A 24,928-nucleotide genomic window follows, 5' to 3' on the forward strand; every position below is an offset into this window, starting at 1 on the left:
CGCCGGCCAGCCAGGGGCTGTGGCATCATCGCCAGATGCCCGAACCGATCCGCCTGCCACCCCAGCCCGATGCTTGCGAGCTCTGCGCCCGCACCCTGCCGCTGACCCGCCACCACCTGATCCCAAAGGCCCTGCACGACAAGCCCTACGTGCAGAAGCGCTTCGCCAAGAGCGAACGCATCACCGCGACCCTGTGGGTCTGCCGCGCCTGCCACAACCAGATCCACAAGCTGTTCAGCGAGAAGGAGCTGGCGCTGACCTACCACAGTCGCGAGGCGTTACTCGGCGACGAGCGCCTGCGCACCTTCGTCGAGTGGCTGGCGAGCAAGCCGGCGGGCTTCACACCCAGGCACTGAAGCGTCAGGCGGCCAGTATTTCGCATTCCACCACGCAGCGCTGACAAGCTTGGGCGCATTGCTGGCAATGATCGTGCGGGTGCTTGCTGCATTCCTCGGCGCAGGCTTGGCAGGTTACCGCGCAGAGGCGCAGGAATTCGTCGCACAGCGGGCTGTCGCGCACCATCAGGCGCTCGGCCAGGCGGCAGATGTCGGCGCAATCGATATCGCAGGCGATGCAGATGGCCATGTGCTGCAGGTCGGGTTCCTTGAGGCAGGCGGCGGCGCAGGTTTCACAGGCGATGGCGCAGGCGCTGCAGGCCTGGATGCAGGAGGCGTAGCGTTTATGAGCCATGGGAGTCTCCTTTGCTCGGTTGTCATGGCTGTGAGCCCCGGTGCTGTCGAGGGTTCGACCGATCTGCCGGGCGGCGCGCAATTGACCGGGACATGAGCTGGCCCTAAGCTTCGCGCCTGCTTCAGGTGCCCCGACGCGACGCGTCCGTGGGTGAAACAGGGAAGCCGGTGCATTCGTTACGAAGATTCCGGCGCTGCCCCCGCAACGGTAGGTGAGTAAAAAGGGTCGCTCGATGCCACTGTGCCCCGGCACGGGAAGGCGCGATCCGCAGGCCGCAAGGCCTGGCTCACGAGCCCGGAGACCGGCCTGTCGCGATCCACGGCAGTGCGGCGGGCTCTGCGGTTGCGGCCCTCTCGCGGGCCTGGCCGTTCCTTTCCTCGTTCTGTCCTTGTTTCTGTTCGTGTGCCCGCCAGCCGGGTGCGCAGGGCGCTCTGGCGCCGGCAAAGAGGAGTCCGAACATGAACGAGTCGGCCGAGCGCGACGCCCGTCACCTGGCGCGCATGCAACGCAAGAAAGCCCTGATCGACGAGAAAATCGCCCAGGCCCAGGACGAATACGGCCTGTTGCTGGTGCATTCCGGCAACGGCAAGGGCAAGAGCAGCTCGGCCTTCGGCATGGTCGCTCGTTCGCTGGGTCATGGCATGAAGGTCGGCGTGGTGCAGTTCATCAAGGGCGCCGCCAGCACCGGCGAAGAAGCCTTCTTCCGCCGCTTTCCCGCAGAAGTGCAGTGGTTCGTGATGGGCGAGGGCTTCACTTGGGAGACTCAGGACCGTCAGCGCGATATCGCCATGGCCGGCGAGGCCTGGAAAGTGGCGCGCCAGCTGCTGGCCGACGAAAGCATCGGCCTGGTGGTGCTGGACGAGTTGAATATCGCCCTCAAACATGGCTATCTGCAGCTGGACGATGTGCTCGCCGATATCGAGGCGCGGCCGCTGCAGCAGCACGTGGTGGTGACCGGTCGCGGCGCGCAGCCGGGGCTGATCGAAGCGGCGGATACCGTGACCGAGATGACCCTGGTCAAGCACGCCTTCAAGGCCGGGGTTAAAGCGCAGAAGGGGGTCGAGTTTTGATCCGTCTGTCCCGCCGTAGCCCGGATGCAATCCGGGGTGTTGCCTGTCCCGGATTGCACCAGGGCTACCCGAGGCGCGAGCGACAGATCGTCGCCGGGTCGGAACGCCGGCCATGAACGAGCGCCGCTGCCCGGCTCTATTGATCGCCGCTCCCGCCTCCGGCCAGGGCAAGACCACCGTCACCGCCGCCCTGGCGCGCCTGCATAGCCGCGCCGGCAGGCGCGTGCGGGTATTCAAGTGTGGCCCGGACTTCCTCGACCCGATGATCCTCGCCCGCGCCAGCGGCGCGCCGGTGTACCAGCTGGACCTGTGGATGATCGGCGAGGACGAGACCCGGCGCCTGCTGTGGCAGGCGGCCGGCGAAGCCGACCTGATCCTGATCGAAGGGGTCATGGGCCTGTTCGACGGCAGCCCCTCGGCCGCCGATCTGGCGCGCCGCCTGCAGATACCGGTGCTGGGGGTGATCGACGCCGGGGCCATGGCTCAGACCTTCGGTGCCCTGGCCTATGGCCTGGCGCACTTCCAGCCGGATCTGCCGTTCGCCGGGGTGCTGGCCAACCGCACCGGTAGCGAGCGCCACAACGGCATCCTGCGCGACAGCCTGCCGCCTGCCATGCGCTGGTTCGGCGGCCTGCCGCGTTCCGCCGCGATCGAGCTGCCACGCCGTCACCTGGGACTGATCCAGGCCGAGGAGCTGGCCGATCTGGATGCGCGCCTGGATGCCGCCGCCGATGCCCTGCTGGCCAGTGCCGGCGAGCTGCTGCCCGAGCCGGTGAGTTTCGCCGCGCCGGCCGAGCAGGCCGTCGAACCGCTGCTGCGTGGCGTGCGCATCGGCGTGGCCCGCGACACCAGCTTCGCCTTCCTTTACCAGGCTAACCTCGACCTGCTGCGCGCGCTGGGCGCCGAGCTGGTGTTCTTCTCGCCGCTGGCCGATCAGGCTCTGCCGGATGTGCACAGCCTGTACCTGCCCGGTGGCTATCCCGAGCTGCACCTGCAGGCCCTGGCCAGCAACCGCGCCATGCTGCAGGCGATCCGCGCGCATCACGGCGCCGGCAAGCCGATCCTCGCCGAGTGTGGCGGCATGCTCTATCTGCTCGAAGCACTGAGCGACAAGCAGGGCGAAAGCGCCGAGTTGCTCGGTCTGCTGCCGGGCAGCGCACGCATGCAGCCGCGCCTGGCGGCCCTGGCCCTGCAACAGGTGGCGCTGCCTGAAGGCGCCCTGCGCGGGCATACTTACCACCATTCCGTGCTCGACTGCGCCCAGGCGCCTCTGGCCCGTGGCGTCTGCCCGAACGGCAAGCCGGTGGCCGAGGCGGTGTTCCGCAACGGGCGCCTGACCGCTTCCTATATCCACTTTTACCTGCCGTCCAACCCCAGGGCGACGGCCGAGTTGCTGCTGCCATGAGCGACCACGCCTTCAGCCCCGACGAGCGCGCCGCGGTCTACCGCGCCATCGCCGAACGCCGCGACATGCGCCACTTCGCTGGCGGCGAGGTGGCTCCGGAGCTGCTCGCGCGCCTGCTGCAGGCGGCGCACCAGGCGCCGAGCGTCGGTCTGATGCAGCCCTGGCGCTTCATTCGCATCACCCGCCCCGAGCTGCGCGAGGGTATCCATGAGCTGGTCGAGGCCGAGCGGGTGCGCACTGCCGAGGCGCTGGGCGAGCGCAGCGACGAGTTCATGCGGCTCAAGGTCGAGGGCATCCGCGACTGCGCTGAACTGCTGGTGGCGGCCCTGATGGACGGCCGCGAGGCCCATGTGTTCGGCCGTCGCACCCTGCCGCAGATGGATCTGGCCTCGCTCAGTTGCGCCATCCAGAACCTCTGGCTGGCCGCTCGCGCCGAAGGCCTGGGTCTGGGCTGGGTGTCTCTGTTCGATCCGCTGGCTTTGGCCGATCTGCTCGGCATGCCGGCTGGCAGCCAGCCGGTGGCGGTGTTGTGCCTGGGGCCGGTGAGCGAGTTCTACGAGCGGCCGATGCTGGTGCAGGAAGGTTGGGCCAGCGAGCGGCCGCTGAGCGAGCTGGTATTCGCCGACCGTTGGGGGCAGTGGACGTGAGTGTCGCTTTGTCCGCCCTGGCTGGCATGGGCCTGGATGCCTGGCTCGGCGAGCCGCGCCGCTGGCACCCGCTGGTGGGCTTCGGCAACCTCGCCAAGCGCATCGAACAGCGTCTCAACGCCGGTGGTCGAGGCTGGCGCAGCCATGGCGTCAGTGGCTGGTGCCTGGCGGTGTTGCCGCCGGTTGCGCTGGTCTGGTTGCTGAGCCTGAGCGAGCTGGGCTGGCTGCTGGAGATCCTTGCCCTGTATTTTGCCGTCGGCCTGAAGAGCCTCGGCCAGCATGCGTTGCCGGTGGCGCAGGCGCTGCGCCTGGGCGATCTGCCGCAGGCGCGCCAGCGCGTCGGCTACCTGGTCAGCCGGCGCACCGCCGAGCTGGACGCCACTGGCGTGGCCCGTGCGGGCACGGAGTCGGTGCTGGAGAACGGTTCCGATGCGGTATTCGCCGCGCTGTTCTGGTTCTGCCTGCTGGGTGCGCCGGGCGTGGTGCTGTATCGCCTGAGCAATACCCTGGATGCCATGTGGGGCTACCGTAACGAGCGCTTCGAGCGCTTCGGCTGGGCCGCGGCGCGTATCGACGATGTGCTCAATTACATCCCCGCACGCCTGGCGGCGCTGACCTACGCATTGCTCGGGCGCACCGGCCTGGCCCTGCGTTGCTGGCGGCGCCAGGCGCCGCTGTGGGGCAGCCCCAACGCCGGGCCGGTGATGGCTGCCGGTGCGGGCGCCCTGGGCGTCAGCCTGGGTGGTTCGGCCGTCTACCATGGCATCGAGGAGCAGCGCCCGCAGCTGGGTGAGGGCACGCCGCCGCAGGCCCGCGATATCGAGCGGGCGCTCAATCTCGTGCATGGCGGTGTGGCCCTGTGGCTGCTGATCCTGGTCGCGGGAGGGCTGTACCTTGCTTGAACACGGCGGTCGCCTGCGCGAGGCGGCGCAGCGCTATGGCATCCCGCTGGCGGACTGGCTCGACCTGTCCACCGGCATCGCCCCCTATGGCTGGCCACTGCCGGCTATCCCGGATTCTGCCTGGCAACGCCTGCCCGAGGTCGACGACGGCCTGGAGGCGGCGGCTCGCGACTATTACGGCGTGCCTGCCTTGTTGCCGGTGGCCGGCTCCCAGGCGGCGATCCAGGCCCTGCCGCGTCTGCGCCGCCCTGGCCTGCGAGTCGGCATCGTCTCACCGGCCTACGCCGAGCATGCCGCTGCCTGGCGCCGCGAGGGGCATCTGGTCCAAGAGCTGGGCGAGGGCGCAGTGGAGCGTTCGCTGGAGCGCCTCGATGTGCTGCTGGTGGTCAACCCGAACAACCCCAGCGGCCGGCTGATCGAGCGCGAGCGTCTGCTCGCCTGGCACGCACGCCTGGTCGAGCGCGGCGGCTGGCTGCTGGTCGACGAGGCCTTTATGGACTGCACGCCGGAGCACAGCCTGGCGGCCGACAGTCAGCTGCCCGGGCTGATCGTGCTGCGCTCGTTCGGCAAGTTCTTCGGCCTGGCTGGCATTCGCCTGGGCTTTGTCCTGGCTGCAAGCGAGTTGCTCGAGCGGCTGGGCGAGCAGCTCGGGCCCTGGACCGTCAGCGGGCCGACGCGGGCAGTGGCCAATGCCTTGCTGGCTGATAGCGAGGGCCAGCAGCGCCAGCGCGAGCGCCTGCGCGGGGGCGGTCTGCGCCTAGCCGTGCTGCTCAGCGACCATGGCCTGGCCCCGGCCGGTGGCTGCGCACTGTTCCAGTTGGTCGGCCACCCCCAGGCGGTCGGTCTGCACGGCTACTTCGCTCGCCGTGGCATTCTCCTGCGCCTGTTCGCCGAGACCCGCTGCCTGCGCTTTGGCCTGCCCGGCGACGAAGCTGGCTGGCAGCGCCTGGAGCAGGCGCTGAAGGAGATGCCCGCATGGCCACTCTGATGGTGCAAGGCACCACCTCGGACGCCGGCAAGAGCACCCTGGTAACCGCGCTGTGCCGCTGGCTGCAGCGCCAGGGCGTGAGCGTGGCGCCGTTCAAGCCGCAGAATATGGCGCTGAACAGTGCGGTGACCCTTGACGGCGGCGAGATCGGCCGCGCCCAGGCGGTGCAGGCCCAGGCCGCCGGCCTAGCGCCGCACACCGACATGAACCCGGTGCTGCTCAAGCCCAACTCCGACACCGGCGCCCAGGTGATCATCCAGGGCCGCGCCGTCGGCAACATGAACGCCGTGGCCTACCACGACTACAAGCGCGTGGCCCGCGAGGCGGTGCTCGAGTCCCACGCCCGCCTTGCCGCGCAATACCCGGTGGTGATGGTGGAGGGCGCCGGCTCGCCGGCCGAGATCAACCTGCGTGCCGGCGATATCGCCAACATGGGCTTCGCCGAAGCGGTGGATTGCCCGGTGCTGTTGATCGCCGATATCGATAAGGGCGGTGTGTTCGCCCATCTGGTCGGCACCCTGGAGCTGTTGTCGCCGAGCGAGCAGGCGCGGGTAAGGGGCTTCGTGATCAACCGCTTCCGCGGCGACATCGCCTTGCTGCAACCGGGCCTGGACTGGCTGGAGCAGCGCACCGGCAAGCCGGTGCTCGGCGTGCTGCCGTATCTGATGGACTTTCACCTGGAGGCCGAGGACGCCGTGCAGGTGCTGCAGCCGGACAAGGAGCGCGAGGTGCTGCGCGTCGCCGTACCAGTGCTGCCGCGCATCAGCAACCACACCGACTTCGACCCGCTGCGCCTGCACCCGCAGGTGGACCTGCAGTTCGTCGGTCCCGGCCAGGCGATCCCGCCGGCCGACCTGATCATCCTGCCCGGCTCCAAAAGCGTGCGTGCCGACCTGGCACGCCTGCGCGAGCACGGCTGGGACGCGGCGATCGCCCGCCACCTGCGCTATGGCGGCAAGGTCCTCGGCATCTGCGGCGGCCTGCAGATGCTCGGCACGCGCATCGACGATCCGCATGGGCTGGAAGGCCCGGCCGGCAGCAGCACGGGCCTCGGCCTGCTCGACTACGCCACGGTGCTTGCGCCGGAGAAGCAGCTGCGCATCGTGCGCGGTCGCTTGAGCCTGGGCGAGCTGGACGTCAGCGGCTACGAGATTCATGCCGGGGTCAGCACCGGTCCGGCGCTAGGCAGTCCCGCCGTGCACCTGGACGATGGGCGCAGCGACGGCGCCATCAGCGCCGACGGTCAGGTCATGGCCACCTATCTGCACGGCCTGTTCGAGCAGCCGGCGGCCTGCGCCGCGCTGCTGTGCTGGGCCGGCCTGCGCGAGGCACGCCAGGTGGATTACCATGCGCGCCGCGAACGTGACATCGAGCGCCTGGCCGACCTGGTCGAGGCGCATCTGGATACTCAAAAGCTGCGCGAGCTTTGTGGCCTGTAGGGTGGATGTCGCCGTTTACATCCACCTTGATGGCCTCGGTGGATCGATAGAGCGCGATCCACCCTACGGCAGGAGAGCAAGATGCTTGAACTGATCCTTGGCGGCGCCCGCTCCGGCAAAAGCCGCCTGGCCGAGAAACTGGCGGCGCACAGTGGCCTGGAGGTCATCTATATCGCCACCGGCCAGGCCTGGGACGGCGAGATGGCCAAGCGCATCGCCCACCATCGCAGCTCGCGCCCGGCCGAGTGGGGCCTGGTCGAGGAACCCCTCGAACTGGCCCGCGTCCTGCGCGACAATGCCGCCCCCGGTCGCTGCCTGCTGGTCGACTGCCTGACCCTGTGGCTGACCAACCTGCTGATGCTGGAAGACGAGACCCGCCTGGCCATGCAGTGCGATACCTTCCTCGAGGCGCTGGGAGAGCTGCCCGGGCGCATCATCCTGGTCAGCAACGAGACCGGCCTGGGCGTGGTGCCGCTGGGCGAGCTGACCCGTCGCTATGTCGACGAGGCCGGCTGGCTGCACCAGGCCGTGGCCGAACGGGCCGAGCGCGTGCAGTTCTGCGTCGCCGGCCTGCCCATGTTGCTCAAAGGAGCGCCGCTATGACTTCCTCACCCTGGTGGCAGCAGGACTGCCGCCAGCCCGACAGCGCCGCCGAGGCCGCGGCCCTGGCACGCCAGGCGCAGCTGACCAAGCCGACCGGCGCCCTCGGCGAGCTGGAGGCTGTGGCCGTGCGCCTGGCCGCCCTGCAGGGCCGCGAGAAGCCCGCCGTCACTCAGCCGCAGCTGGTGCTGTTCGCCGGTGACCACGGCGTGGTCGCCGAGGGCGTGTCGGCCTATCCGCAGGCGGTGACCGCGCAGATGCTCGGCAACTTCGTCGCCGGCGGCGCCGCCGTCAGCGTGCTGGCCCGAGAGCTGGGCATGCCGCTGCGCCTGGTCGACCTGGGCACCATCGATCTCGCCCTTGAACTGCCCGGTGTACGCCACCTGCGTCTCGGAGCAGGCACCGCCAACTTCGCCGTCGAGCCGGCGATGACTCCCGAGCAGTGCGCGGCAGCGCTGCAGGCCGGGCGCGATGCGGTGCAGCAGGCGCTGGCCGCGGGCTGCGACCTGCTGCTGGCCGGCGAGATGGGCATCGGCAATACCAGCGCCGCCACCGCCCTGGCCTGCGCCCTGAGTGATCTTGCGCCGAGCCAATTGACCGGCCCCGGCACCGGGCTGGATGGCGCCGGCGTCAGCCAAAAACAGGCGGTGATCGAGCGTGCCCTGGCCCTGCATGGTGCGGCGCTTGCCGATCCCTGCGAGGCGCTGCGTCGGGTCGGCGGCTTCGAACTGGCGGCGCTGGCCGGTGCCTATCTGGCCTGCGCCCAGGCCGGCATACCGGCGGTGGTCGACGGCTTCATCTGCAGCGCGGCTGCCCTATGTGCTGTGCGCCTGAACCCTGGCGTGCAGCCCTGGCTGCTGTTCGCCCACGCTGGCGCCGAGCCGGGCCACACCGCGTTGCTGGCCGAGCTCGATGCCGCGCCACTGCTCGACCTCGGCCTGCGCCTGGGCGAGGGCAGCGGTGCCGCGCTGGCGCTGCCCCTGATCAAACTGGCCTGCGCGCTGCACGGCGGCATGGCTACCTTTTCTGAAGCTCTCGTTGAGGACAAACAATGACTCTTTCCCTGGATATGTTGCGCCACGGCGTGACCGACGCCGGCCCCGGTTTTCGTGGCAGCAGCGACGACGCGCTGACCGAGCAGGGCCGTCAGCAAATGCAGCTGGCCCTGGCCGGCAAGAGTGGCTGGGACCTGGTGATCAGCTCGCCGCTGCAACGTTGCGAGTCTTTTGCCCGCGAGTTTGCCGAGCAAAACGGCCTGCCGCTGCGTATCGAGGCGGACCTGCGCGAGCTGCATTTCGGCGCCTGGGAAGGGCGCAACTCGGCCGAGGTGCTGCTGGAAGACCCGGAGGCCCTTGGCAAGTTCTGGAACGATCCCTACCACTTCACTCCGCCAGAGGCCGAGCCGGTCAAGCAATTCGCTCAGCGCGTGCTCGCAGCCATCGAACGCCTGCAGGTCGAACTGGACGGTAAACGCGTGCTGCTGGTGACCCACGGCGGGGTGATGCGCCTGCTGCTGGCCCGCGCGCGCAAGCTGCCGGAGAGCCAACTGCTGCAGGTGGAGGTGGGCTATGGCGCGCTGCATGGCCTGCAGGTCGAGACCGGTCTGCAGCTGACCGAAGCCTGATGCTGCCGCAGCCGCTGCTGATCGCCCTGCAGTTCCTCACGCGCCTGCCGGTACGTCTGCGCGGCATGCCGGAGGCGCAGCAGATCGGCCGCTCGCTGCTCTGGTATCCGCTGGTCGGGCTGCTGCTCGGTGGCCTGTTGCTGGCGCTGCACCTGCTGCTCGGCAGTACACCGGCGCTGCTGCAGGCGGCCATTCTGCTGGCCGTCTGGATCGGGCTGTCCGGTGGCCTGCATCTGGATGGCCTGGCCGATACGGCCGATGCCTGGGTGGGCGGCTATGGTGATCGCGAGCGTACGCTGGCGATCATGAAGGACCCGTGCAGCGGCCCCATCGCGGTGGTCGTGCTGCTCCTGGTGCTGCTGCTCAAGTTCGCCGCGCTGGTGGTGTTGCTCGAAGGGGGTGCCTGGGCCGGGCTGCTGCTGGCACCCTGGCTTGGTCGCACGTTGCTGCCGCTGCTGTTCCTGACCACCGCTTATGTGCGCGCCGGTGGCCTGGGCGCGGCACTTAGCGAGCATCTGCCGCGTGAGCGCCTGCCGCTGGTGCTGGCGGTGCATGGCCTGGCCATGCTGCTGCTCGGTTTCTCCGGCGTGCTGGCCTTGCTCGCTGCGGCCCTGGTGTTCTGGTTGCTGCGCCGTGCCTTCTTCGCGCGCCTGGGAGGCACCACCGGCGATACCGCCGGTGCGCTGCTGGAGCTGGGTGAGTGCGCGGTGCTGGTGGCGCTGGCGTTGTGGAGCTGACCGAGGCGTCTCGTCTGGCCGCGGTTCAAGCGCCTGGAGGTGCACTGCCTTCGGCGAGTGGCACCCTACAGCGCCGTAGCGATCTTGGAGCGCAGCGACAGCCCACCATCCATGGATGATCGAGCGTGTCTGGAGCGCGCGGCGCACCCTGTACTGAAGCGGCTGTTCCGCTCGTTTATGTCGCAACTGTAACTGCCTGATCGGCGAATGCGGGTATATACCTGTATCCATGTTGCCGACCCAATGCCTCTGTACCAAGTTGCGCCGCGCTAGCCGCGGGGTGACCCGCATCTACGACGAAGCCCTGGCCGATGTCGGGCTGAATGCCGCCCAGTTTTCCCTGTTGCGCTATTTGCAGCGCCTCGGCCAGCCGAGCATTTCCGCCCTGGCGGAAGCCATGGGGTTGGACCGCAGCACCCTCGGGCGCAACCTGCGGGTGGTGGAGGGTAGGGGGCTGCTGCAGCTTGGCGGCGGTGCCGACCAGCGCAGCCGGCAGGTAGCCCTGACCGCTGCCGGCGTGCGCGTGCTGGAGCAGGGCGCGCCGCTGTGGGAGCTGGCTCAGCAGGAGCTGGCGCTGCGCCTGGGCGCGGACAAACGGGCAGAGCTGATGGCACTGCTGGACGATCTGGAAACCATCGACTGACGGGAACGCCCCGCGGAGAACGCAGATGAACAACCCATGGCGCACGGCAGGCTGGCTCCTGCTGGGAGCATCGCTGATCCTCGCCCTGTCACTCGGCGTCCGCCACGGCTTCGGCCTGTTCCTCTCGCCCATGAGCGGCGAATACGGCTGGGGGCGCGAGGTATTCGCCTTCGCCATCGCCCTGCAGAACCTGATCTGGGGCCTGGCCCAGCCGATCACCGGGGCCATCGCCGACCGCTTCGGCGCGCGCCGGGTGATAGTCGCCGGTGGCCTACTGTACGCGGCCGGCCTGGCACTGATGGCTAGTGCCGACTCGGCCTGGTCGCTGTCGCTGAGCGCCGGCCTGCTGATCGGCATCGGCCTGTCCGGCACCTCGTTCTCGGTGCTGCTCGGCGTGGTCGGACGGGCGCTGCCGCCGGAGAAGCGCAGCATCGGCATGGGTATCGCGGCGGCTGCCGGCTCCTTCGGCCAGTTCGCCATGCTGCCGGGCACGCTCGGGCTGATCGGCTGGCTGGGCTGGTCGTCGGCCTTGATCGCGCTGGGCATGCTGGTGGCGCTGATCGTACCGCTGGCGCTGATGGTGCGTGACAATCCGCAACCATCCCCGGCCGGCAGCGAGCAGAGCCTGGGCGAGGCACTGCGCGAGGCGTGCAGCCATTCCGGCTTCTGGTTGCTGGCGCTGGGCTTCTTTGTCTGCGGCTTCCAAGTGGTATTCATCGGGGTGCACCTGCCGTCGTACCTGGTGGACAACCATCTGCCAGCCTCGGTCGGCACCACGGTGCTGGCGCTGGTCGGGCTGTTCAACGTGTTCGGCACCTATATCGCCGGCTGGCTCGGCGGGCGCATGTCCAAGCCGCGCCTGCTCACCGGCCTGTACCTGGCGCGCACGGTAGTGATAGTCGCGTTCGTCTACTCGCCGCTGACCGAATGGAGCGCCTACGCCTTCGGCATGGCCATGGGCCTGTTGTGGCTTTCCACGGTGCCGCTGACCAACGGCACGGTGGCAACTCTGTTCGGCGTGCGCAACCTGTCCATGCTCGGCGGCATTGTGTTTCTGTTCCACCAGATCGGCTCGTTCCTCGGCGGCTGGCTGGGTGGCTATCTGTACGACCACACCGGTAGCTACGACGTGGTCTGGCAGCTGTCGATCCTCTTCGGCCTGCTGGCGGCGGCGCTCAACTGGCCGGTGCGCGAGCAGCCGGTGGCGCGCCTGCGGGCCGGGGCGGCGGCGTGAGTCGTACGGCCTTCACCATGCTGGCCCTGCTGGGAGTGGCGCTGCTATTGGCGCTGGCCTGGTGGGGCTGGAGTCGTGGTGGGCTGGCCCTGCTGCAACTGGGCATGAGCCTGTGCTGAGTGCTTCCGCAGCAGCCATTGCTGGAGTAAGCGCGGACGAGTAGCGTGGGTGCATACCTTTTGGAGATGTCCCTATGATCGCGCGTCTTTCCTGCCTGCTGCTGTCGTCCCTGCTTGCCGCCCCGCTGTGGGCTGCGGACTGTTCGCCTCTGCTCAAGGGCCAGGGCGAGCTACAGCAGCTGCGCTCCAAGGAGCGCATCGACCTGTGCCAGCGTTTCGCCGGCAAGCCACTGCTGGTGGTCAACACCGCCAGCCATTGCGGTTTCACCCCGCAGTTCAAAGGGCTGGAGGCGTTGTACCAGCGCTACAAGGGCCAGGGGCTGGAAGTGCTCGGCGTACCCTCCGACGACTTCAAGCAGGAGGCCGGCAACAGTGGCGAAACGGCCAAGGTGTGCTTCATCGACTACGGTGTGACTTTCGCCATGAGCGAGCCGCAGGCGGTCAGCGGCAACGAGGCGATACCGCTGTTCAGCGAGTTGGCCGAGCAGAGCAGCGCGCCGCGCTGGAACTTCTACAAGTACGTGGTGGGCCGCGACGGCAAGGTGATCGCCAGCTTCTCCAGCCTGACCAAGCCGGACGACGAGGATCTGCTGGCGGCTATCGAGAAGGCTATTGCTCAGTAGTTAATCGTCGACCCATGAAAAAGCCGGGCAGATGCCCGGCTTTTTCACGTCTGCAGAACCTGCCGTCAGAAGCGGTAGGTGGCCTGCAGACCCACGCAGTGCGCGCTGTTGTTGTACTCGGCGCTGAAGCCCGGGGCAATCTCGCGGCCGGCCAGCTCGGTGGAGTGCTGGTTGACCTTGGCCTCGTTCTCACGCAGGTAGGAGTAGGCCGCGTCGATGGTCAGGTCGGGGTTCGGCGACCAGCCGGCACCCACGGAGAACACCTTGCGGTTGCCTACCGGGATGCGCACGCTGCGGTGCTCGTTCTCGGCCGGGGAGGGGTCGAGGGCCAGGCCGGTACGCAGCACCCATTGCGGGTTCAGCTGGTAGGAGGCGCCGATGGCATAGGACCAGGTGTCGTGCCACTTCAGCTCTTCGCTGACTTCGCCAATCGGGCTCAGGCCGAGGATGCTCGGGGTGCCCTGGTTCTCGACCACGATTTCCTGCAGGCGGCTCCAGCGGGTAAAGGTGGCGCCGGCGTAGAAGGTCCACTTGTCGTCGAAGGCGTAGGTCACCGAGGTGTCCACGCTTTCCGGGGTGGTGAAGTCCAGGGAGGCGTCGTACTGGCCGTTGAAGGCGCTGAAGATCGGGCCGTCGCCGCCGGTGATGCGGGTGCGGCCTTCCAGGGTGTAGTCGACCTTGGAGTGGTAGGTCAGGCCCCAGGTCAGCTGGTCGGTGACGTCAACCATTACACCGGCGTTGAAGCCGTAGCCGACGTCGTCACCCTTGATGCCGACCTTGGTCTCGCCGGTGCCGAAGGCGGCGCTGTTGTCCAGCTTGCTGACCAGCTTGCCCTTGATCTTGTTGATGGTCGGGCCGAAGCCGACGGACACGCGGTCGTTGATCTGATAGCTGATGGTCGGTTGCAGGGTGACCACTTCCACCTTGCTGTACTGGCCCTTGAAGCGGCCGCCGAAGCTCTTTTCGTAGTCACTGATCAGCGCGTAGGGCACATACAGGCCCAGGCCCCAGTGCCAGCTCTCGTCGATCGGGCTGGCATAGAAGGCGAAGGGCACCGGGGTCATGGGGACCATGTCGCCCTCGGCGGTTTCGTCACTGGCGTTGTCGAGGTCGACGTTGGCATCGACCAGGCCGAAGCCGCCGGTTACTTCCGGGCGCTTGAGCTTGGTCAGGCCCGCCGGGTTGCCGAACAGGACGGAGGCATCGTTGGCGGAGGAAGCGCGGCCTGCGAAGGAAGTACCCGCGCCGCTGACGCTCTGTTCGTTGATGGCAATTCCGTTGCCCAGGCTGTGAGTGGAAACCGCACCGATGGCCAGTGCGAGAGAAGTCTTCAACCAGAGTTTTTTCATTAGGAGGCTCACGAACAGCAAAAACGAGGGCGGCAAGCTAACCGGTTTGCCGGACCTTGCCAACCGCTCTGGGACGGGTTTTTCGTGAACTTTCGTTAACCTCGGGCTGGCCTGGAAATGACTCGCAAGTCACTGAAAAGGTTCCCACTTTCCTGCGTTCAGGCCGCCTGGTGAGGTGGTGGGACGCATTGCTGCCAGGCCTGCAGGAAGTCGCTCAGGCGGCCATGGGGATGGAACACCTTGCGCCAGATACGGGCCAGTCCGTGTAGGTCATCGGCCGCCGGCAGCGACGCATGTTCGCTCTCCACCAGAAACCAGGCGATGGCGGTGGCGTAGCGCAGGTTGACCATCAGTTCGAGGTGCGGTGCGCTGAGGAAGGCGTGCTGGCTGGCGAGGCCGCGGACCAGGCTGGCCAGGTCGGGGTCGCGGGCCAGGTGCAGGTCCCACAGCTGCTGGTGGCGCAGGGCGCTGATGCGGTAGAGACCGTGGCCCTGGCTGTCGTCCAGTGCGCTGCCGAGTGCCGATTGACTGGCGGCGGCGCCCAGGAGCAGGGCTTCGGCGGTGGGTGAGTGGCGCCCCAGATAGACCAGGGTGGGGCGGATGACATGTTGGCACAGCTCGCTGGCAGCAATTCCCATGAGGCCCTCGCGAAAGGTGCCGGCGGGGTCAGGTGCTTGGCAGCTGTTCTTGGTTCTAATAAAGACCCCGCCGGAAGCGGGGTTAGCCGCTCAACTTGAAGTCTAGTGCGACAAATAGGATGTAAAGGCTTGTTTTTAAATCATTTGAGCTTCTAGTCGCGTCTGCATATGTCGAGCTGCGATTAAGAGTGATCTATTTACAAGCAGGCGCCGGCTTCAGCCGGCGCCTGTTACCCATGCTTATTGGTGGGTGATCTTCAGTTGGTTGAACTGCACGGCACCTGCCTCGGTGTTGTCGCCAATGTTGTCCTGCACATAGGAGCCGGCCTTGAAGTACATAGTTTGCGTACCCCAGGTCGGGTCCAGCTTGGTCGTCCAGCGCTCGCTTACGGAGTTGACCTTGGTGTAGACCGCCAGCGTGCCGGCACGAGTGAGGCGGATGGAGTAGGAGAACGACTGGTTCATCGCCACACCACTGCGAATGGTGACGCTGGTGCTATCGATGCCCGGTTTGCTGCGATAGATCGCAACGATCTTCCCGGTCTTGTCCGAAGCGCTGTATTGGTACTGCACCTTGATGGGCGGATCGTCGCCTTCCACGTTGTGGATCTGGCCGATCACGATTTTTCCGGTGGACGGAACCTGAGTGACTTTCAGCGTGGCGTCCAGGCTGTTGTTGTCGGCGTCCTGATACTTCCAGTTGCGCCGGGTGCCGTCAGCGAAGGTTTCACGCAGTTCGCTGCGCGGGTACTTGGCGTTCTTGGTGGTGGTGCCGTCTACCGGTGCCCAGAAGAACAGGACGCCGTTGATGTTCTGGAAGTAGTCGTCCTGGTAACCGCCGGCGAGCATCGGGGTGTTGATGGTGGTAGCGGGTTCGCCAACAGGGATGGTGAGGTTCCAGGTATTGAGGTCGATCATGAAAGTAAAAAACTCCGATGAATGAAGAGGTAAATCTCATCTGGAGCGCAGGTCGATCCCGACTTAAAAACTGCCTAGCCGCCCTGCTAGTTACTCGCACACAGAATGAAGCTTTTGCCACCTGGCCAATGATCCGGCCGGGAATGGAGCGCTTTATACGGGGCTGTTTCGGCTTTGGTAATTACCGTTCGTCGAGATACTGGCGTCTATAAATTGACGGTAATTCGACACGGTATGGGATTTCTCTATCGCATTGATGCGCAAGGAATTTCCAACAGCGAAAAGGCAGGTTCTTGGCGTCAGTTCGGAGGTGACTGCCGACGAACGGAAAGCCTCAGGCTAGAGGGGTTTGTGAAGCGATTCTCAACTCGCCGGGAGCAGGTGTTTCAGGAGCGAAACGGCTAATGACGGCGGGGTGTGATGGAGGTCACGCCGCATTGGTGTGTGGCGGCGAACCCGGATGGATTTCACCAGTCTAGTGAGAGCTGCCCATCGTTCAGGCGTCGATGGCGGTCGCCGGAAGCCGAGCATTCTCCGACTGGGAGTTCTCAACCATCTGGAGAATCGCCATGCATATCTGCTCTGCTTGCTTCTCTGCTATTACTCTGGCCGCAGCGCTCTCAGCGCCTATGGCTCAGGGCGCCGCGACCATAGTCGTCAGCAAAACTCAGGACCTGTTTCGCCCGGCCTGCGAGAATGACTGCTCGCTGCGCGAGGCCATCTACAAGGCCAACCTCAATCCCGGCCCGGATCGCATCGAGCTGCGCCCGGGCATCTACTCCCTTACCTTGGCCGACCCTGGGTGGAACCCGGACGAGGAGCCCGATCCCGATGAGGACGTTGGTACTCGCGGCGACCTGGATATCACCGGCGAGCTGACCATCGTCGGCGACATCTATACCAATACCTTTATTGAGGGCGTCTCCGATCGTCTGGTCGAGGTATTGCCGGGCGCCAAGCTGAACCTGCGCAACCTGAGCCTGCGTGGCGGTCGTGCCGACACCTACGGCGGGGCGATACGCAACGACGGTGAGGCGGTGATCACCTACGTCGGCTTTTACGACAACCGCGCCACGCCAGGCATCCAGGGCAAGGGTGGGGCGATCGCCAACTTCGGCGAGCTGAATGTCAGGTTCAGCCTGTTCCGCGACAACAACTCCAACGGCGACGAGGGCTTTTCCGGGCGGGGCGGCGCCATTTACAACCTGGGCACGCTGGTGGTGCGCGACACGCACTTCCAGGGCAACAGCGTCACCGACAACGACGTCGACTACGCCCATGGCGGGGCCCTCTATAACGAGGGATATGCCGACGTGGCTCGCTCGTCCTTCGTCGGTAATCTTGCCGGGCAATATGCCGGCGGCGGTGGTGGGGCGGCGATCGTCAATAACGAGAGCGGCGTGCTGCGTCTGGTCAATAGTACGGTCAGCGGCAACTTCGGCACCGACACCAATGGCGTGATCGCCAACGGCCTGGCCGGCTTCTCGCCCAGCGGCGCCGAGGCGCAGATGCAGCTGAGCTATGTCACCGTGGCCGGCAACGAGGGTCTCGGCATCAGCAACTTGGGCAGCCTGACGCTGCGCAACAGCATCGTCGCCGGTAACCGGCTCAACCAGGTGCCGATGAACTGCAGCCACCAGGGGGTTGGCTACCGCGCCCTGGGACTGTTGCTCGGGTCGGACGTCACCACCTGCACCGATAACAGTGTCACGGTGGAGGACGATGTGGTGTTCACCCAGGTGCTGGCTGCGCGGCTGTCCTCGACGACGGTTGCCAACGGCAGCGGGCTCGGGACCCAGTACCACCAGCTGCGCAACGGCAGCCCGGCGGTGGATGCCGGCCTGGGCTCCTGTACCCACAACGACCAGCGCGGCGTCGCCCGGCCGCGCGATGGCGACCGTAACGGCAGCGCGATCTGCGACCTGGGTGCCTACGAGCGTTGATACATCCAGCAGCGCCGCCCACTTGACCGGCGGCGGGCTGTGCGGGCTGGCCGACTTATCGGCTGGCCCGCACTGCTGACGCCGACCACCAGCCCATCCCTTATCCCGATACGCCATTCGGCCGATGTCGCGGCGCGTTCCTTGTGCTCTAGAGTCCCGTCGCTTATCGCAAGCGAGACAGGCGGGCAGTGCTTTCCCTGCACTTCCTGCCAGATAACCACAACCACGGGGAATGCTTGATGAGCGATAACGCCAATGACAGCCGGGAAAGCCTCTCCGCCCGGCGCTTCGACATCCGCTACGACGAACATGAAACGCCGCGGATCTGGGTCAAGGACGATGTCTTCCTGACCCATTGGCTGAATGCCTACTCGATGACCATCCCCGACGGCGAGACCTTCATCGTCCAGACGATCAAGAAGTACCTCGGCAAGATCGAAGACCCCGTGCTGCTCCAGGAAGCGCGAGGTCTGATCGGCCAGGAGCTCTCCCATTCCCGTGGCCACGAGCAGTTCATCGAAGTGTTGCAGCGCCAGGGCTTCCGCATGCAGACGTTCCGGCGCTTCACCGGCTTCCTCTCGTTCAAGATCCTCACCCCGACCTCGACCGCACGGCAGCAGCTGGCCTTCGTGGTGGGCGTCGAGCGCATCAACGAGCTGTTCGCGGAGATCACCCTGAGCAGCGGCCGGTTGCGGCAGTGCGATGCGCGGGCCGGCGCCTTGTACGAGTGGCATTTCGCCGAGGAAATCGAACACAAGTCGGTGGCCTTCGACGTCTACCAGGCTACCGAGGGCAGCCGTTTCTGGCTGGGCTACGGGGTGGTTATGGCCTATCTGGTCAACATGAGCTACCTGGCGTTGGCCTGCGCCACCTTCCTGCGCCAGGACGGCCAGTTGTTCCGTCTCGCTACCTGGCGCCGCGCTTTCCGCTACTTCTTCCGTGACGAGCGCTTCTTCGCGCGCATGACTCGTGGCTGCCTGCAGGTGCTCAGACGCGGCTTCCACCCGACGCAAACCGACAACCATGCGCTCGCCGAACATGTGCTGAGCCAGCAGGTGATCCGCGTGGATATCGGCGAAACCCAGCCATCCGGGGGGTGACGATGCAAACCGTTTCCACGCTGCTGGACGGCGACTGCGCCGACCAGGCGCAACATTCGCGGTTGTGGCCGTTTCTGCTGCGCCACGGTGGCAGCGCGATGGCCTATTCCTCGCTGCAGCCCGGCGCGGCCCAGTTCATCCACCCGCAGCTGGGCTATCTCGCCTATATCCCAGTCAGGCATCCGCTCTATGCGCCGCGCGGGATGAATGTGGTGATCGGCGACCCGATTGCGGCCAGGGCCGACTTCGCGCCGCTGCTCGACGCTTATCTGGCGGCCACTCGGGTGCTCACGGTATTTCTCGACATCGGCAGCGCCTTCGCCGATGTGCTGAGCTCCCGCGGCTATCCGGTGAACGAATTCGGCGTCAATTCGGAGATCGACCTGGCCGGCTTCGACCTCGAGCTGCGCGGCAAGCATTACGCTCACCTGCGTCGCTGGCGCAACAAGGCGCGCAGCGAAGGCGTGGAGGTGCACGAGGGGCGGCTCAGCGAGCAGGGCGGCGAGGAACTGGACGAGCTCAACCGCGAATGGCTCGCGCGCAAGGGCGGCCATGATCTGGCCGGGCTGACGCGGCCGCTGGTGTTCGAGGACGAGGAGGGCGTGCGCTACTTCTGGGCGCGCAAGCACGGTCGGCTACTGGCCCTCGCCGTGTTCGACCCGCTGTACCGCGACGGCCGGGTTATCGGCTATCTGCACAACGCATCGCGGGCGATCAAGGACGCGCCGAACGGCACCAACGACGCCATCGTGCTGCATGCCATGGGTCAGTTCAAAGCCGAGGGCAAGGAGCTCCTCACCCTGGGGCTGTCGCCGCTGGCGCTGAAAAACGGCGAGGCCTATCCGCACAACGCCTGGGTAGCCTGGGCGTTCGACTTCATCTATCGCCGCTGTGCGTTCATCTATCCCTGCCAGGGGAATTTCTTCCACAAGCAGAAGTACTGCGGGCGCCAGGAAGCTTCCTTCGTCGCCGGCGTGCCGACGCTCAGGCTCTACCACCTGCTGGGAATCCTCAAGGCTCTGCGGGCCTTGTGATCGGCAGTCCCACAGGCAAAACGTCACGAGGCAGGTTGCATATGTCTGTACAGAACTCGCAGGAAAAACTCGCCAGAGGCCAGATGGTCGAGCTGGCGCAGCGCTACGCGACCCCCAGCTACGCGCGCTCGGGTTGGCAGATCGCGTCGACGCTGATCCCGCACTTCGCGCTGAACTACCTGATCTACCAGAACTGGAGCGGGCCGTTGTGGATAACCGTTTCCCTGCTGCTGCTCAACAGCCTGTTCCTGGCGCGCAATTTCGTGTTGTTCCACGATGTCATGCACGGCTCGCTGTTCCGTTCCAAGCGCCTGAGCGATGTCGTCGGCCCGTTGCTGGGGTTGCTGGTGTTCATGCCGGCGCACCACTGGCAGCACGAGCACAACTACCATCACGGCAGCACCAATGACCTGTCCCGCACCGGCATCGGCGACATGCCGCTGCTCAGCGTTCGCCAGTACCAGGCGCTGAGCCGCCGGCAGCAGTTCTATTACCGGATCCTGCGCCATCCGGCCTTCTTCTTTACTCTGCACGCGCTGTACAAACTGGTGATCTTCCCCCGCGTGGTCGCGGATCGACGCTGGCCGCGCCATGTGCACCTCTCCGTGCACCTCACCAGCCTGGCCATCCTGGTGATCGGACTGGGCCTGTGGGCCACCGGGTACGGCCTTGTGTTCGTGATCCAGCTGCTCAGCTACGCTCTCGGCACGCCGGTGATGGTGTTCCTGTTCTACATCAATCATCACTTCGAACAGTCACGCTGGTACCCGGCGCATGAGTGGAACTTCGTCGACAGCGCGCTGCACGGCTCGTCCGTCTTTATCTTCCCGCCCGTACTGCGTTGGTTCTCCGCAAGCATTGGCATTCACAACGTCCATCACCTGATACCGCATATCCCCAACTACAACCTGAAGCGCTGCTGGAAGGAGAACGAATTGTTCGCCGACGCGCAGGTGATTTCCTTCTGGGAGGGTTTGCAGGCGCTGCGCCTCAGGCTCTGGGACGAGCAGACGGGGTGCTATGTGGGCAAGGAAGGCTACCGCTTCCCGGTTGCCGAGGAGGCCGCTGCACCCGACGCCAGCGCCTCCCCCGCGTAAGAGGAGGCGGCTGGTCGGATGGGGCCGGCGCGGCTGTGCTCAGTCGCGCAGGGAGTGATTCAGGCGTTGGTCACTTGCCCGGCATCAGCATCAGGCGCTTGTTGCCGTAGACCTTGTCCATGTTGCGGCTCTGGAACGGGAAGCTCATGTAGCCGCCCTTGAGCCAGGCGTCGATGCCGTCGGCGTAGTGCGGGCTGGCCGGGTTGCCGGACTGGCCGGAGCTGTTGACGCCGATCATCGGCTCTTCCAGGCCGAAGTCGACCACCACGCGCATGGCCGGGATCAGCCAGACGTTGAAGTCATTGCCCCATTCGTAGGCGGCCACGTTGAGGGTGCCGTGGTCGCCGCCTGCCGGGTAGGGGCCGCGGTCCAGATAGCCGCTGATGGCCTCGATGCCACTGCGCTGGCTGGCGCTCAGGTAGGGCGCCATCTTGGTAGCCTCGCTGGTCCAGCGGTACTGGTGCAGCTTGCCCCACTGCCAGGCGCTGCGATTGGCGCCCAGCTCGGCTTCCAGGTAACTGACGGCGCCGGCCAGGCTGCGCGCCATGATCGCCGGCTTGTCTTCCTTCTGCGCGGTCTTCACGTCGTCCCAGAACGGGCTGTCGTCGCGGCCGAGCAGGTGGTCGGCCTGGGCCGAATAGCTGTTGTTGCCGATCTCCACCAGAGCGCGCCAGGCCGGGCTGGTCTGCGGGCCCAGCTCATCGAGGAAGGTGGCCTTGGCGCTTTCCTGAAGGAAGGCACCGTACAGCGCGGCGTCGGCGGAGGTGGCGGCCATGCGGCCGTCGAAGCTCATCAGACGCTTGTAGGCTTCCTCGGCCTTGCCGCGGTCGGCGGCCGGGAGGGCGGCGATGGCCTTCTTCAGTGGCTCGGCCATGCCCGGTGCGTCGAACATCGCCTGCAGCTTGCCGGCGAACGGTGTGGTCTGGTCGTACTGCATGGCGATCATGCTTTTCTGGTCGTGCCGTCCGGAGCCGGCCAGTTGTGCGATGCGCTCGGCGCGTTCCGGGTAGAACCAGGAGTTGGACAACTGCATGCCATAGCCACGCGGCACGGTGCGGTGGTTGGCGGTGCCCAGCCAGCCCTGCATCGGGTCCTGGTCGTAGGGGTGCAGCATGGCGTCGGCGTAGCCGTCCCAGTCGTAGGCGTCGTCCCAGCCCGGCGACGGCACCAGACCGGTGCCCTGTCTGCGGTTGGGGTAGCGGCCGGTGACCTGCCAGCCGATATGCTGGGCGTCGGCGAACACGATGTTCAGTGCCATGGCGCGCACTTCGCGGGTGGCCTCGAAGGCCTGTTCCACCGACTGGGCGCGGGACAGGTCGAAGAAGGCGTCGATCGATTGGTCCGCCTCGCCCTGGATGCTGCGCAGGGCCAGGCCGTAGCCGCTGGACATCTGCAGCGGCTGCAGCGGCGATTTGCGCTCGCCTAGCGCCGAGTTGAGCAGCGGGCCGTTGCGGGTCTCGTAGACGGTTTCGCGGATCGGTCGCTGGCCGCGGATGAAAAAGGTCTCCTGGCGCTCGCGGGCCGGCTGCCACTTGCCGTTGGCCTGGTAGTAGAGGCGGCCGCCCTCGCGTTTGACCTTCTCCAGGAACAGGTCCTGGTTGTCGCCCATGACCATGGTCATGCCCCAGGCCAGCTTGCCGTTGAAGCCGGCAACCACGGCCGGTACCCCGGCGATGGATACGCCGGCGGCTTGGAATTTCGGCGAGCGGATCTGCACGAAGTTCCAGATCGACGGCATCGATAGCGGCAGGTGGGTGTCGTTGGCCAGCAGGCTCTTGCCGCTGCGACTCTTCTGCGGGGCGATGGCCCAGTTGTTGGAGGCGGCGACGCCGAGCATGTTCAGTGCCGCCACTTGGCCGGCTGTGTTGTTTACCGCCGCCAGGCCTGGAATCTTGCCAGCCAGGCTCAGGCCGCGCAGCTTCTCGGCTTCCTCGAAGGGCAGCGGTTCGTCCGGGTAGTTGGGCAGCAGCCAGGCGAGTTTGTCGGCACCGACCTTGTCCGCCAGGTTCAGCGAGGCGATTTCCTCCTGCAGGTTCACCGACAGGCCGAAGTTGAGCAGGCAGAACAGCAGCACCGAGTCTTCCGGCTTCCAGTAGGAAGGGCGGTAGCCGCTCTCGGCCAGGTCCATCGGCAACTTGTCCTGGTAGCGGAACAGGTAGGCGTTGACGCCGCGCGAATACACCTCGAAGAACTTCTTGATGCGTGGCGAGGCGTTCTTGTACAACACCTCGGCGCTGGCGCGCAGATTGACCGTGCGCATGAAACGGTCGATTTCCAGCACGCCGGGGCCGTTCATCTCGGCCAGGCGGCCCTCGGCGAGCAGGCGCATGCCAACCATCTGGCTGAGGCGGTCGGCGGCGTGCACGTAGCCCAGGGCGAACAGCGCGTCGTGGAAGGTGGTGGTCTCGATCAGTGGCATGCCCAGCGGGTTGCGTCGTATCACCACGCTCTGCGCCAGGCCCTGGACGCGGACGATGCCCTGGTCCGGGTGCACGCTGCTGGCGTAGCGGCCATTGAGGAAGGACTGGCAACCGCTGAGGAACAGGGTGCTGCATAGGGTGGCGGCAGCGGCGACGAACAGCGGACGAGAAAACAGGCGCGAACCCATGACTGGCTCCTGGAGCAGGGCGGCGGACGATGGGCGGATTGTAGAGGGCGGAAGCTGCGGGGAGTAGGGGCCTGGCAGGGCATTGCGCCCTGCCGGGTGGGTTCAGGTCAGGCGCCGTGGCACTTCTTGAACTTTTTCTGGCTGCCGCAGGGGCACGGATCGTTGCGGCCGACTTCCTTCAGCGGATTGCGCACCGGCTCCTGGTGGTGATGGTTGCAGTGCGGACCATGCACGTGGCCGTCGTCATCATGGTGATGATCGTGGTCGTGGTTGCAGTCGGGGCCGTGGACGTGGGGTTGCTGAGTCATGAAGCTACTCCGGAATATGATCGCCGGGGATTATCTCGCCATTGCGCTGCAGATGCACGTCGCGGCCGAAGAACAGGCCGGTCTTCACCTCCCCGCGCAGGCGGTAGCGGATCGGTCGATCAGGATCTTCCAGAGCCTTAACCACGCCCTTGAGGTGGCGCCACAGGTTGGTGCGCACCGGCACCTCGAAGTTGCTGTGGCCATGGGCGGGAACGTTGAGCCACTCGCTGGACTCGCCTTCGGCCAGTGGTACGCCGTTGAGCTCGATGTCATAGCTCAGGCCGCGCATCGGCAGTTCGAAGCCGTTGGGATTGTCGATGCGAAAGCGCAGGGAAAACTGCTGCTCCAGCAGTTTGGCCTTGATCACATCGACCTTGACGAGGTGGACTTCCGGGTCCTGGAAATCACCGCTAAACCAGCTGGTGCATCCCGTGAGGCCTGATAGCAGGCCGGTGATGATCGTCAGGGCGATGATGTGGAATCGCACCTGTGAAAACATTGCATCGCTCCAATGGACGCCTCAGTGTAACAAGCGGCTGCTTCGCGGCCACCTGCTGTTCCCAGAAAAAAACTGCGCCATACTGGGGGCCGAATTGGACAGGAGTGTGACCATGAGCCTCTACGAGATCGCCTTCGCCGGGCAGGTGGTGCCGGGCGCGGCGCTGGAGCAGGTGAAGGAGAATCTGGCGCGGTTGTTCCAGGCCGATGCCCAGCGCATCGCCTTGCTGTTCTCCGGGCGGCGCATCGTGATCAAGAGCAACCTGGATGCCGCCGGTGCCGAGAAGTACCGCGCGACCATGGAGCGCGCCGGCGCGCTGGCCATCGTTCAGGCGCTGGATGTGGAAGAGGTGGAGATGGCGCCGCCACCTGCTCCGGTTACCGCTCCGGCTCAAGCACCTGCCGCAGTTGCGGCGGCGCCGGTGGCCGCCGCCCGCAGTAGCGCCTCGGTGCGGGTGATTCCGCGTGACGAGTACATGGCGGCCTTCAGTGATGTGGAGGCGCCGGACTTCGGGATCGCGCCGGTAGGAGCCGACCTGCAGGATGCCAAGCCTGAGGCCCAGGCTCCGCAGGTGGACCTCTCGCAATTCAGCCTGGCGCCGACCGGCAGCGACATGGGCCAGGCCAAGGCCGCACCGTCCGGGCCTCCTCCCGACACTTCGCACCTCAAGCTGCAGGAGTGAAGAACAAGGCCCGCATTTGCGGGCCTTGTCT

The 24,928-nt window shown here is 66.3% G+C and carries 27 protein-coding genes and 1 riboswitch; of the genes, 20 read left to right on the forward strand and 7 right to left on the reverse strand.

The window, feature by feature from the left end:
- The first annotated feature begins 35 nt into the window (after window positions 1–35).
- Window positions 36–356: a hypothetical protein gene (locus IB232_RS02795; RefSeq protein WP_192397039.1), complete on the forward strand. Its 321-nt coding sequence runs from the start codon at window positions 36–38 to the stop codon at window positions 354–356.
- A gap of 4 nt (window positions 357–360) precedes the next feature.
- Here the strand turns inward: IB232_RS02795 and IB232_RS02800 are convergent, their stop codons facing one another.
- Window positions 361–690: a four-helix bundle copper-binding protein gene (locus IB232_RS02800; RefSeq protein ID WP_192397040.1), complete on the reverse strand. Its 330-nt coding sequence runs from the start codon at window positions 688–690 to the stop codon at window positions 361–363.
- A 106-nt stretch (window positions 691–796) separates the two neighbouring features.
- Window positions 797–1,015, forward strand: a riboswitch (cobalamin riboswitch).
- 133 nt (window positions 1,016–1,148) lie between these two features.
- Here IB232_RS02800 and cobO point away from each other — a divergent pair.
- The 14 genes from cobO to IB232_RS02865 all read left to right on the forward strand — a co-directional run bounded on the left by cobO (window position 1,149) and on the right by IB232_RS02865 (window position 12,721).
- A complete protein-coding gene (gene cobO, locus IB232_RS02805) occupies window positions 1,149–1,760 on the forward strand; it encodes a cob(I)yrinic acid a,c-diamide adenosyltransferase (RefSeq protein WP_192397041.1) in 612 nt (203 codons plus the stop codon).
- A gap of 112 nt (window positions 1,761–1,872) precedes the next feature.
- A complete protein-coding gene (locus tag IB232_RS02810) occupies window positions 1,873–3,165 on the forward strand; it encodes a cobyrinate a,c-diamide synthase (protein WP_192397042.1) in 1,293 nt (430 codons plus the stop codon).
- A complete protein-coding gene (gene bluB, locus IB232_RS02815) occupies window positions 3,162–3,812 on the forward strand; it encodes a 5,6-dimethylbenzimidazole synthase (RefSeq protein WP_192397043.1) in 651 nt (216 codons plus the stop codon). The genes IB232_RS02810 and bluB overlap by 4 nt, the downstream gene beginning before the upstream one ends.
- On the forward strand, window positions 3,809–4,714 hold the full coding sequence (gene cbiB, locus IB232_RS02820; protein WP_192397044.1) for an adenosylcobinamide-phosphate synthase CbiB: 906 nt from the start codon (window positions 3,809–3,811) through the stop codon (window positions 4,712–4,714). The genes bluB and cbiB overlap by 4 nt, the downstream gene beginning before the upstream one ends.
- Window positions 4,707–5,702, forward strand: coding sequence for a threonine-phosphate decarboxylase CobD (gene cobD, locus IB232_RS02825; RefSeq protein ID WP_192397045.1), 996 nt, complete (start codon window positions 4,707–4,709; stop codon window positions 5,700–5,702). The genes cbiB and cobD overlap by 8 nt, the downstream gene beginning before the upstream one ends.
- Complete coding sequence (locus IB232_RS02830; RefSeq protein WP_192397046.1) at window positions 5,690–7,141, forward strand: cobyric acid synthase; 1,452 nt, start codon at window positions 5,690–5,692, stop codon at window positions 7,139–7,141. Before cobD ends, IB232_RS02830 begins: the two co-directional genes overlap by 13 nt.
- An 81-nt stretch (window positions 7,142–7,222) precedes the next feature.
- The gene (gene cobU / locus IB232_RS02835) at window positions 7,223–7,744 is read left to right on the forward strand and encodes a bifunctional adenosylcobinamide kinase/adenosylcobinamide-phosphate guanylyltransferase (protein ID WP_192397047.1); all 522 of its coding nucleotides are present in this window, start codon (window positions 7,223–7,225) and stop codon (window positions 7,742–7,744) included.
- Complete coding sequence (cobT, locus tag IB232_RS02840; RefSeq protein WP_192397048.1) at window positions 7,741–8,796, forward strand: nicotinate-nucleotide--dimethylbenzimidazole phosphoribosyltransferase; 1,056 nt, start codon at window positions 7,741–7,743, stop codon at window positions 8,794–8,796. The genes cobU and cobT overlap by 4 nt, the downstream gene beginning before the upstream one ends.
- Complete coding sequence (cobC, locus tag IB232_RS02845) at window positions 8,793–9,365, forward strand: alpha-ribazole phosphatase family protein (protein ID WP_192397049.1); 573 nt, start codon at window positions 8,793–8,795, stop codon at window positions 9,363–9,365. The genes cobT and cobC overlap by 4 nt, the downstream gene beginning before the upstream one ends.
- Window positions 9,365–10,102 (forward strand): adenosylcobinamide-GDP ribazoletransferase, encoded by a 738-nt coding sequence (locus IB232_RS02850; RefSeq protein WP_192397050.1) that lies wholly within the window; start codon window positions 9,365–9,367, stop codon window positions 10,100–10,102. The genes cobC and IB232_RS02850 overlap by 1 nt, the downstream gene beginning before the upstream one ends.
- A 229-nt stretch (window positions 10,103–10,331) precedes the next feature.
- The gene (locus IB232_RS02855) at window positions 10,332–10,745 is read left to right on the forward strand and encodes a MarR family winged helix-turn-helix transcriptional regulator (protein WP_192397051.1); all 414 of its coding nucleotides are present in this window, start codon (window positions 10,332–10,334) and stop codon (window positions 10,743–10,745) included.
- A 25-nt stretch (window positions 10,746–10,770) separates the two neighbouring features.
- A complete protein-coding gene (locus IB232_RS02860; RefSeq protein WP_192397052.1) occupies window positions 10,771–11,979 on the forward strand; it encodes an MFS transporter in 1,209 nt (402 codons plus the stop codon).
- On the forward strand, window positions 11,976–12,098 hold the full coding sequence (locus IB232_RS23655) for a hypothetical protein (protein ID WP_263863919.1): 123 nt from the start codon (window positions 11,976–11,978) through the stop codon (window positions 12,096–12,098). Before IB232_RS02860 ends, IB232_RS23655 begins: the two co-directional genes overlap by 4 nt.
- 74 nt (window positions 12,099–12,172) lie before the next feature.
- Window positions 12,173–12,721 carry a glutathione peroxidase gene (locus IB232_RS02865; protein ID WP_192397053.1) on the forward strand — a complete coding sequence of 183 codons (549 nt, stop codon included), beginning with the start codon at window positions 12,173–12,175 and terminating at the stop codon, window positions 12,719–12,721.
- Between the two features lie 65 nt (window positions 12,722–12,786).
- On the opposite strand, the gene IB232_RS02870 is transcribed toward IB232_RS02865, so the two are convergent.
- From IB232_RS02870 to IB232_RS02880, 3 genes are all read right to left on the reverse strand, one after another.
- On the reverse strand, window positions 12,787–14,070 hold the full coding sequence (locus IB232_RS02870; protein WP_192397054.1) for an outer membrane protein transport protein: 1,284 nt from the start codon (window positions 14,068–14,070) through the stop codon (window positions 12,787–12,789).
- Window positions 14,071–14,228: 158 nt separating this feature from the next.
- Window positions 14,229–14,708, reverse strand: coding sequence for a hypothetical protein (locus tag IB232_RS02875; RefSeq protein ID WP_192397055.1), 480 nt, complete (start codon window positions 14,706–14,708; stop codon window positions 14,229–14,231).
- A gap of 240 nt (window positions 14,709–14,948) precedes the next feature.
- Window positions 14,949–15,626 carry a polysaccharide lyase family 7 protein gene (locus IB232_RS02880; protein WP_192397056.1) on the reverse strand — a complete coding sequence of 226 codons (678 nt, stop codon included), beginning with the start codon at window positions 15,624–15,626 and terminating at the stop codon, window positions 14,949–14,951.
- Between the two features lie 629 nt (window positions 15,627–16,255).
- On the opposite strand from IB232_RS02880, the gene IB232_RS02885 reads away from it, so the two are divergent.
- The 4 genes from IB232_RS02885 (at window position 16,256) to IB232_RS02900 (ending at window position 20,800) form a co-directional block, all read left to right on the forward strand.
- Window positions 16,256–17,569 carry a choice-of-anchor Q domain-containing protein gene (locus tag IB232_RS02885; protein WP_192397057.1) on the forward strand — a complete coding sequence of 438 codons (1,314 nt, stop codon included), beginning with the start codon at window positions 16,256–16,258 and terminating at the stop codon, window positions 17,567–17,569.
- Between the two features lie 239 nt (window positions 17,570–17,808).
- Window positions 17,809–18,669: a metal-dependent hydrolase gene (locus tag IB232_RS02890; RefSeq protein ID WP_192397058.1), complete on the forward strand. Its 861-nt coding sequence runs from the start codon at window positions 17,809–17,811 to the stop codon at window positions 18,667–18,669.
- Between the two features lie 2 nt (window positions 18,670–18,671).
- Window positions 18,672–19,703, forward strand: coding sequence for a DUF2156 domain-containing protein (locus tag IB232_RS02895; protein ID WP_192397059.1), 1,032 nt, complete (start codon window positions 18,672–18,674; stop codon window positions 19,701–19,703).
- Window positions 19,704–19,744: 41 nt separating this feature from the next.
- A complete protein-coding gene (locus tag IB232_RS02900; RefSeq protein ID WP_192397060.1) occupies window positions 19,745–20,800 on the forward strand; it encodes a fatty acid desaturase in 1,056 nt (351 codons plus the stop codon).
- Window positions 20,801–20,870: 70 nt separating this feature from the next.
- On the opposite strand, the gene IB232_RS02905 is transcribed toward IB232_RS02900, so the two are convergent.
- From IB232_RS02905 to IB232_RS02915, 3 genes are all read right to left on the reverse strand, one after another.
- Window positions 20,871–23,408, reverse strand: coding sequence for a penicillin acylase family protein (locus tag IB232_RS02905; RefSeq protein WP_192397061.1), 2,538 nt, complete (start codon window positions 23,406–23,408; stop codon window positions 20,871–20,873).
- Between the two features lie 107 nt (window positions 23,409–23,515).
- Window positions 23,516–23,716: an SEC-C metal-binding domain-containing protein gene (locus IB232_RS02910; RefSeq protein WP_081963338.1), complete on the reverse strand. Its 201-nt coding sequence runs from the start codon at window positions 23,714–23,716 to the stop codon at window positions 23,516–23,518.
- A gap of 4 nt (window positions 23,717–23,720) precedes the next feature.
- Entirely contained in the window at window positions 23,721–24,215 is a 495-nt protein-coding gene (locus IB232_RS02915) for an LEA type 2 family protein (protein ID WP_192397062.1), read from the reverse strand.
- 112 nt (window positions 24,216–24,327) lie between these two features.
- Between IB232_RS02915 and IB232_RS02920 the strand changes: the two genes are divergently transcribed.
- A complete protein-coding gene (locus IB232_RS02920; RefSeq protein WP_192397063.1) occupies window positions 24,328–24,897 on the forward strand; it encodes a hypothetical protein in 570 nt (189 codons plus the stop codon).
- Window positions 24,898–24,928 lie beyond the last annotated feature (31 nt).

The sequence above is a fragment of the Pseudomonas sp. PDM15 genome, from assembly GCF_014851565.1.
GTDB lineage: Bacteria > Pseudomonadota > Gammaproteobacteria > Pseudomonadales > Pseudomonadaceae > Aquipseudomonas.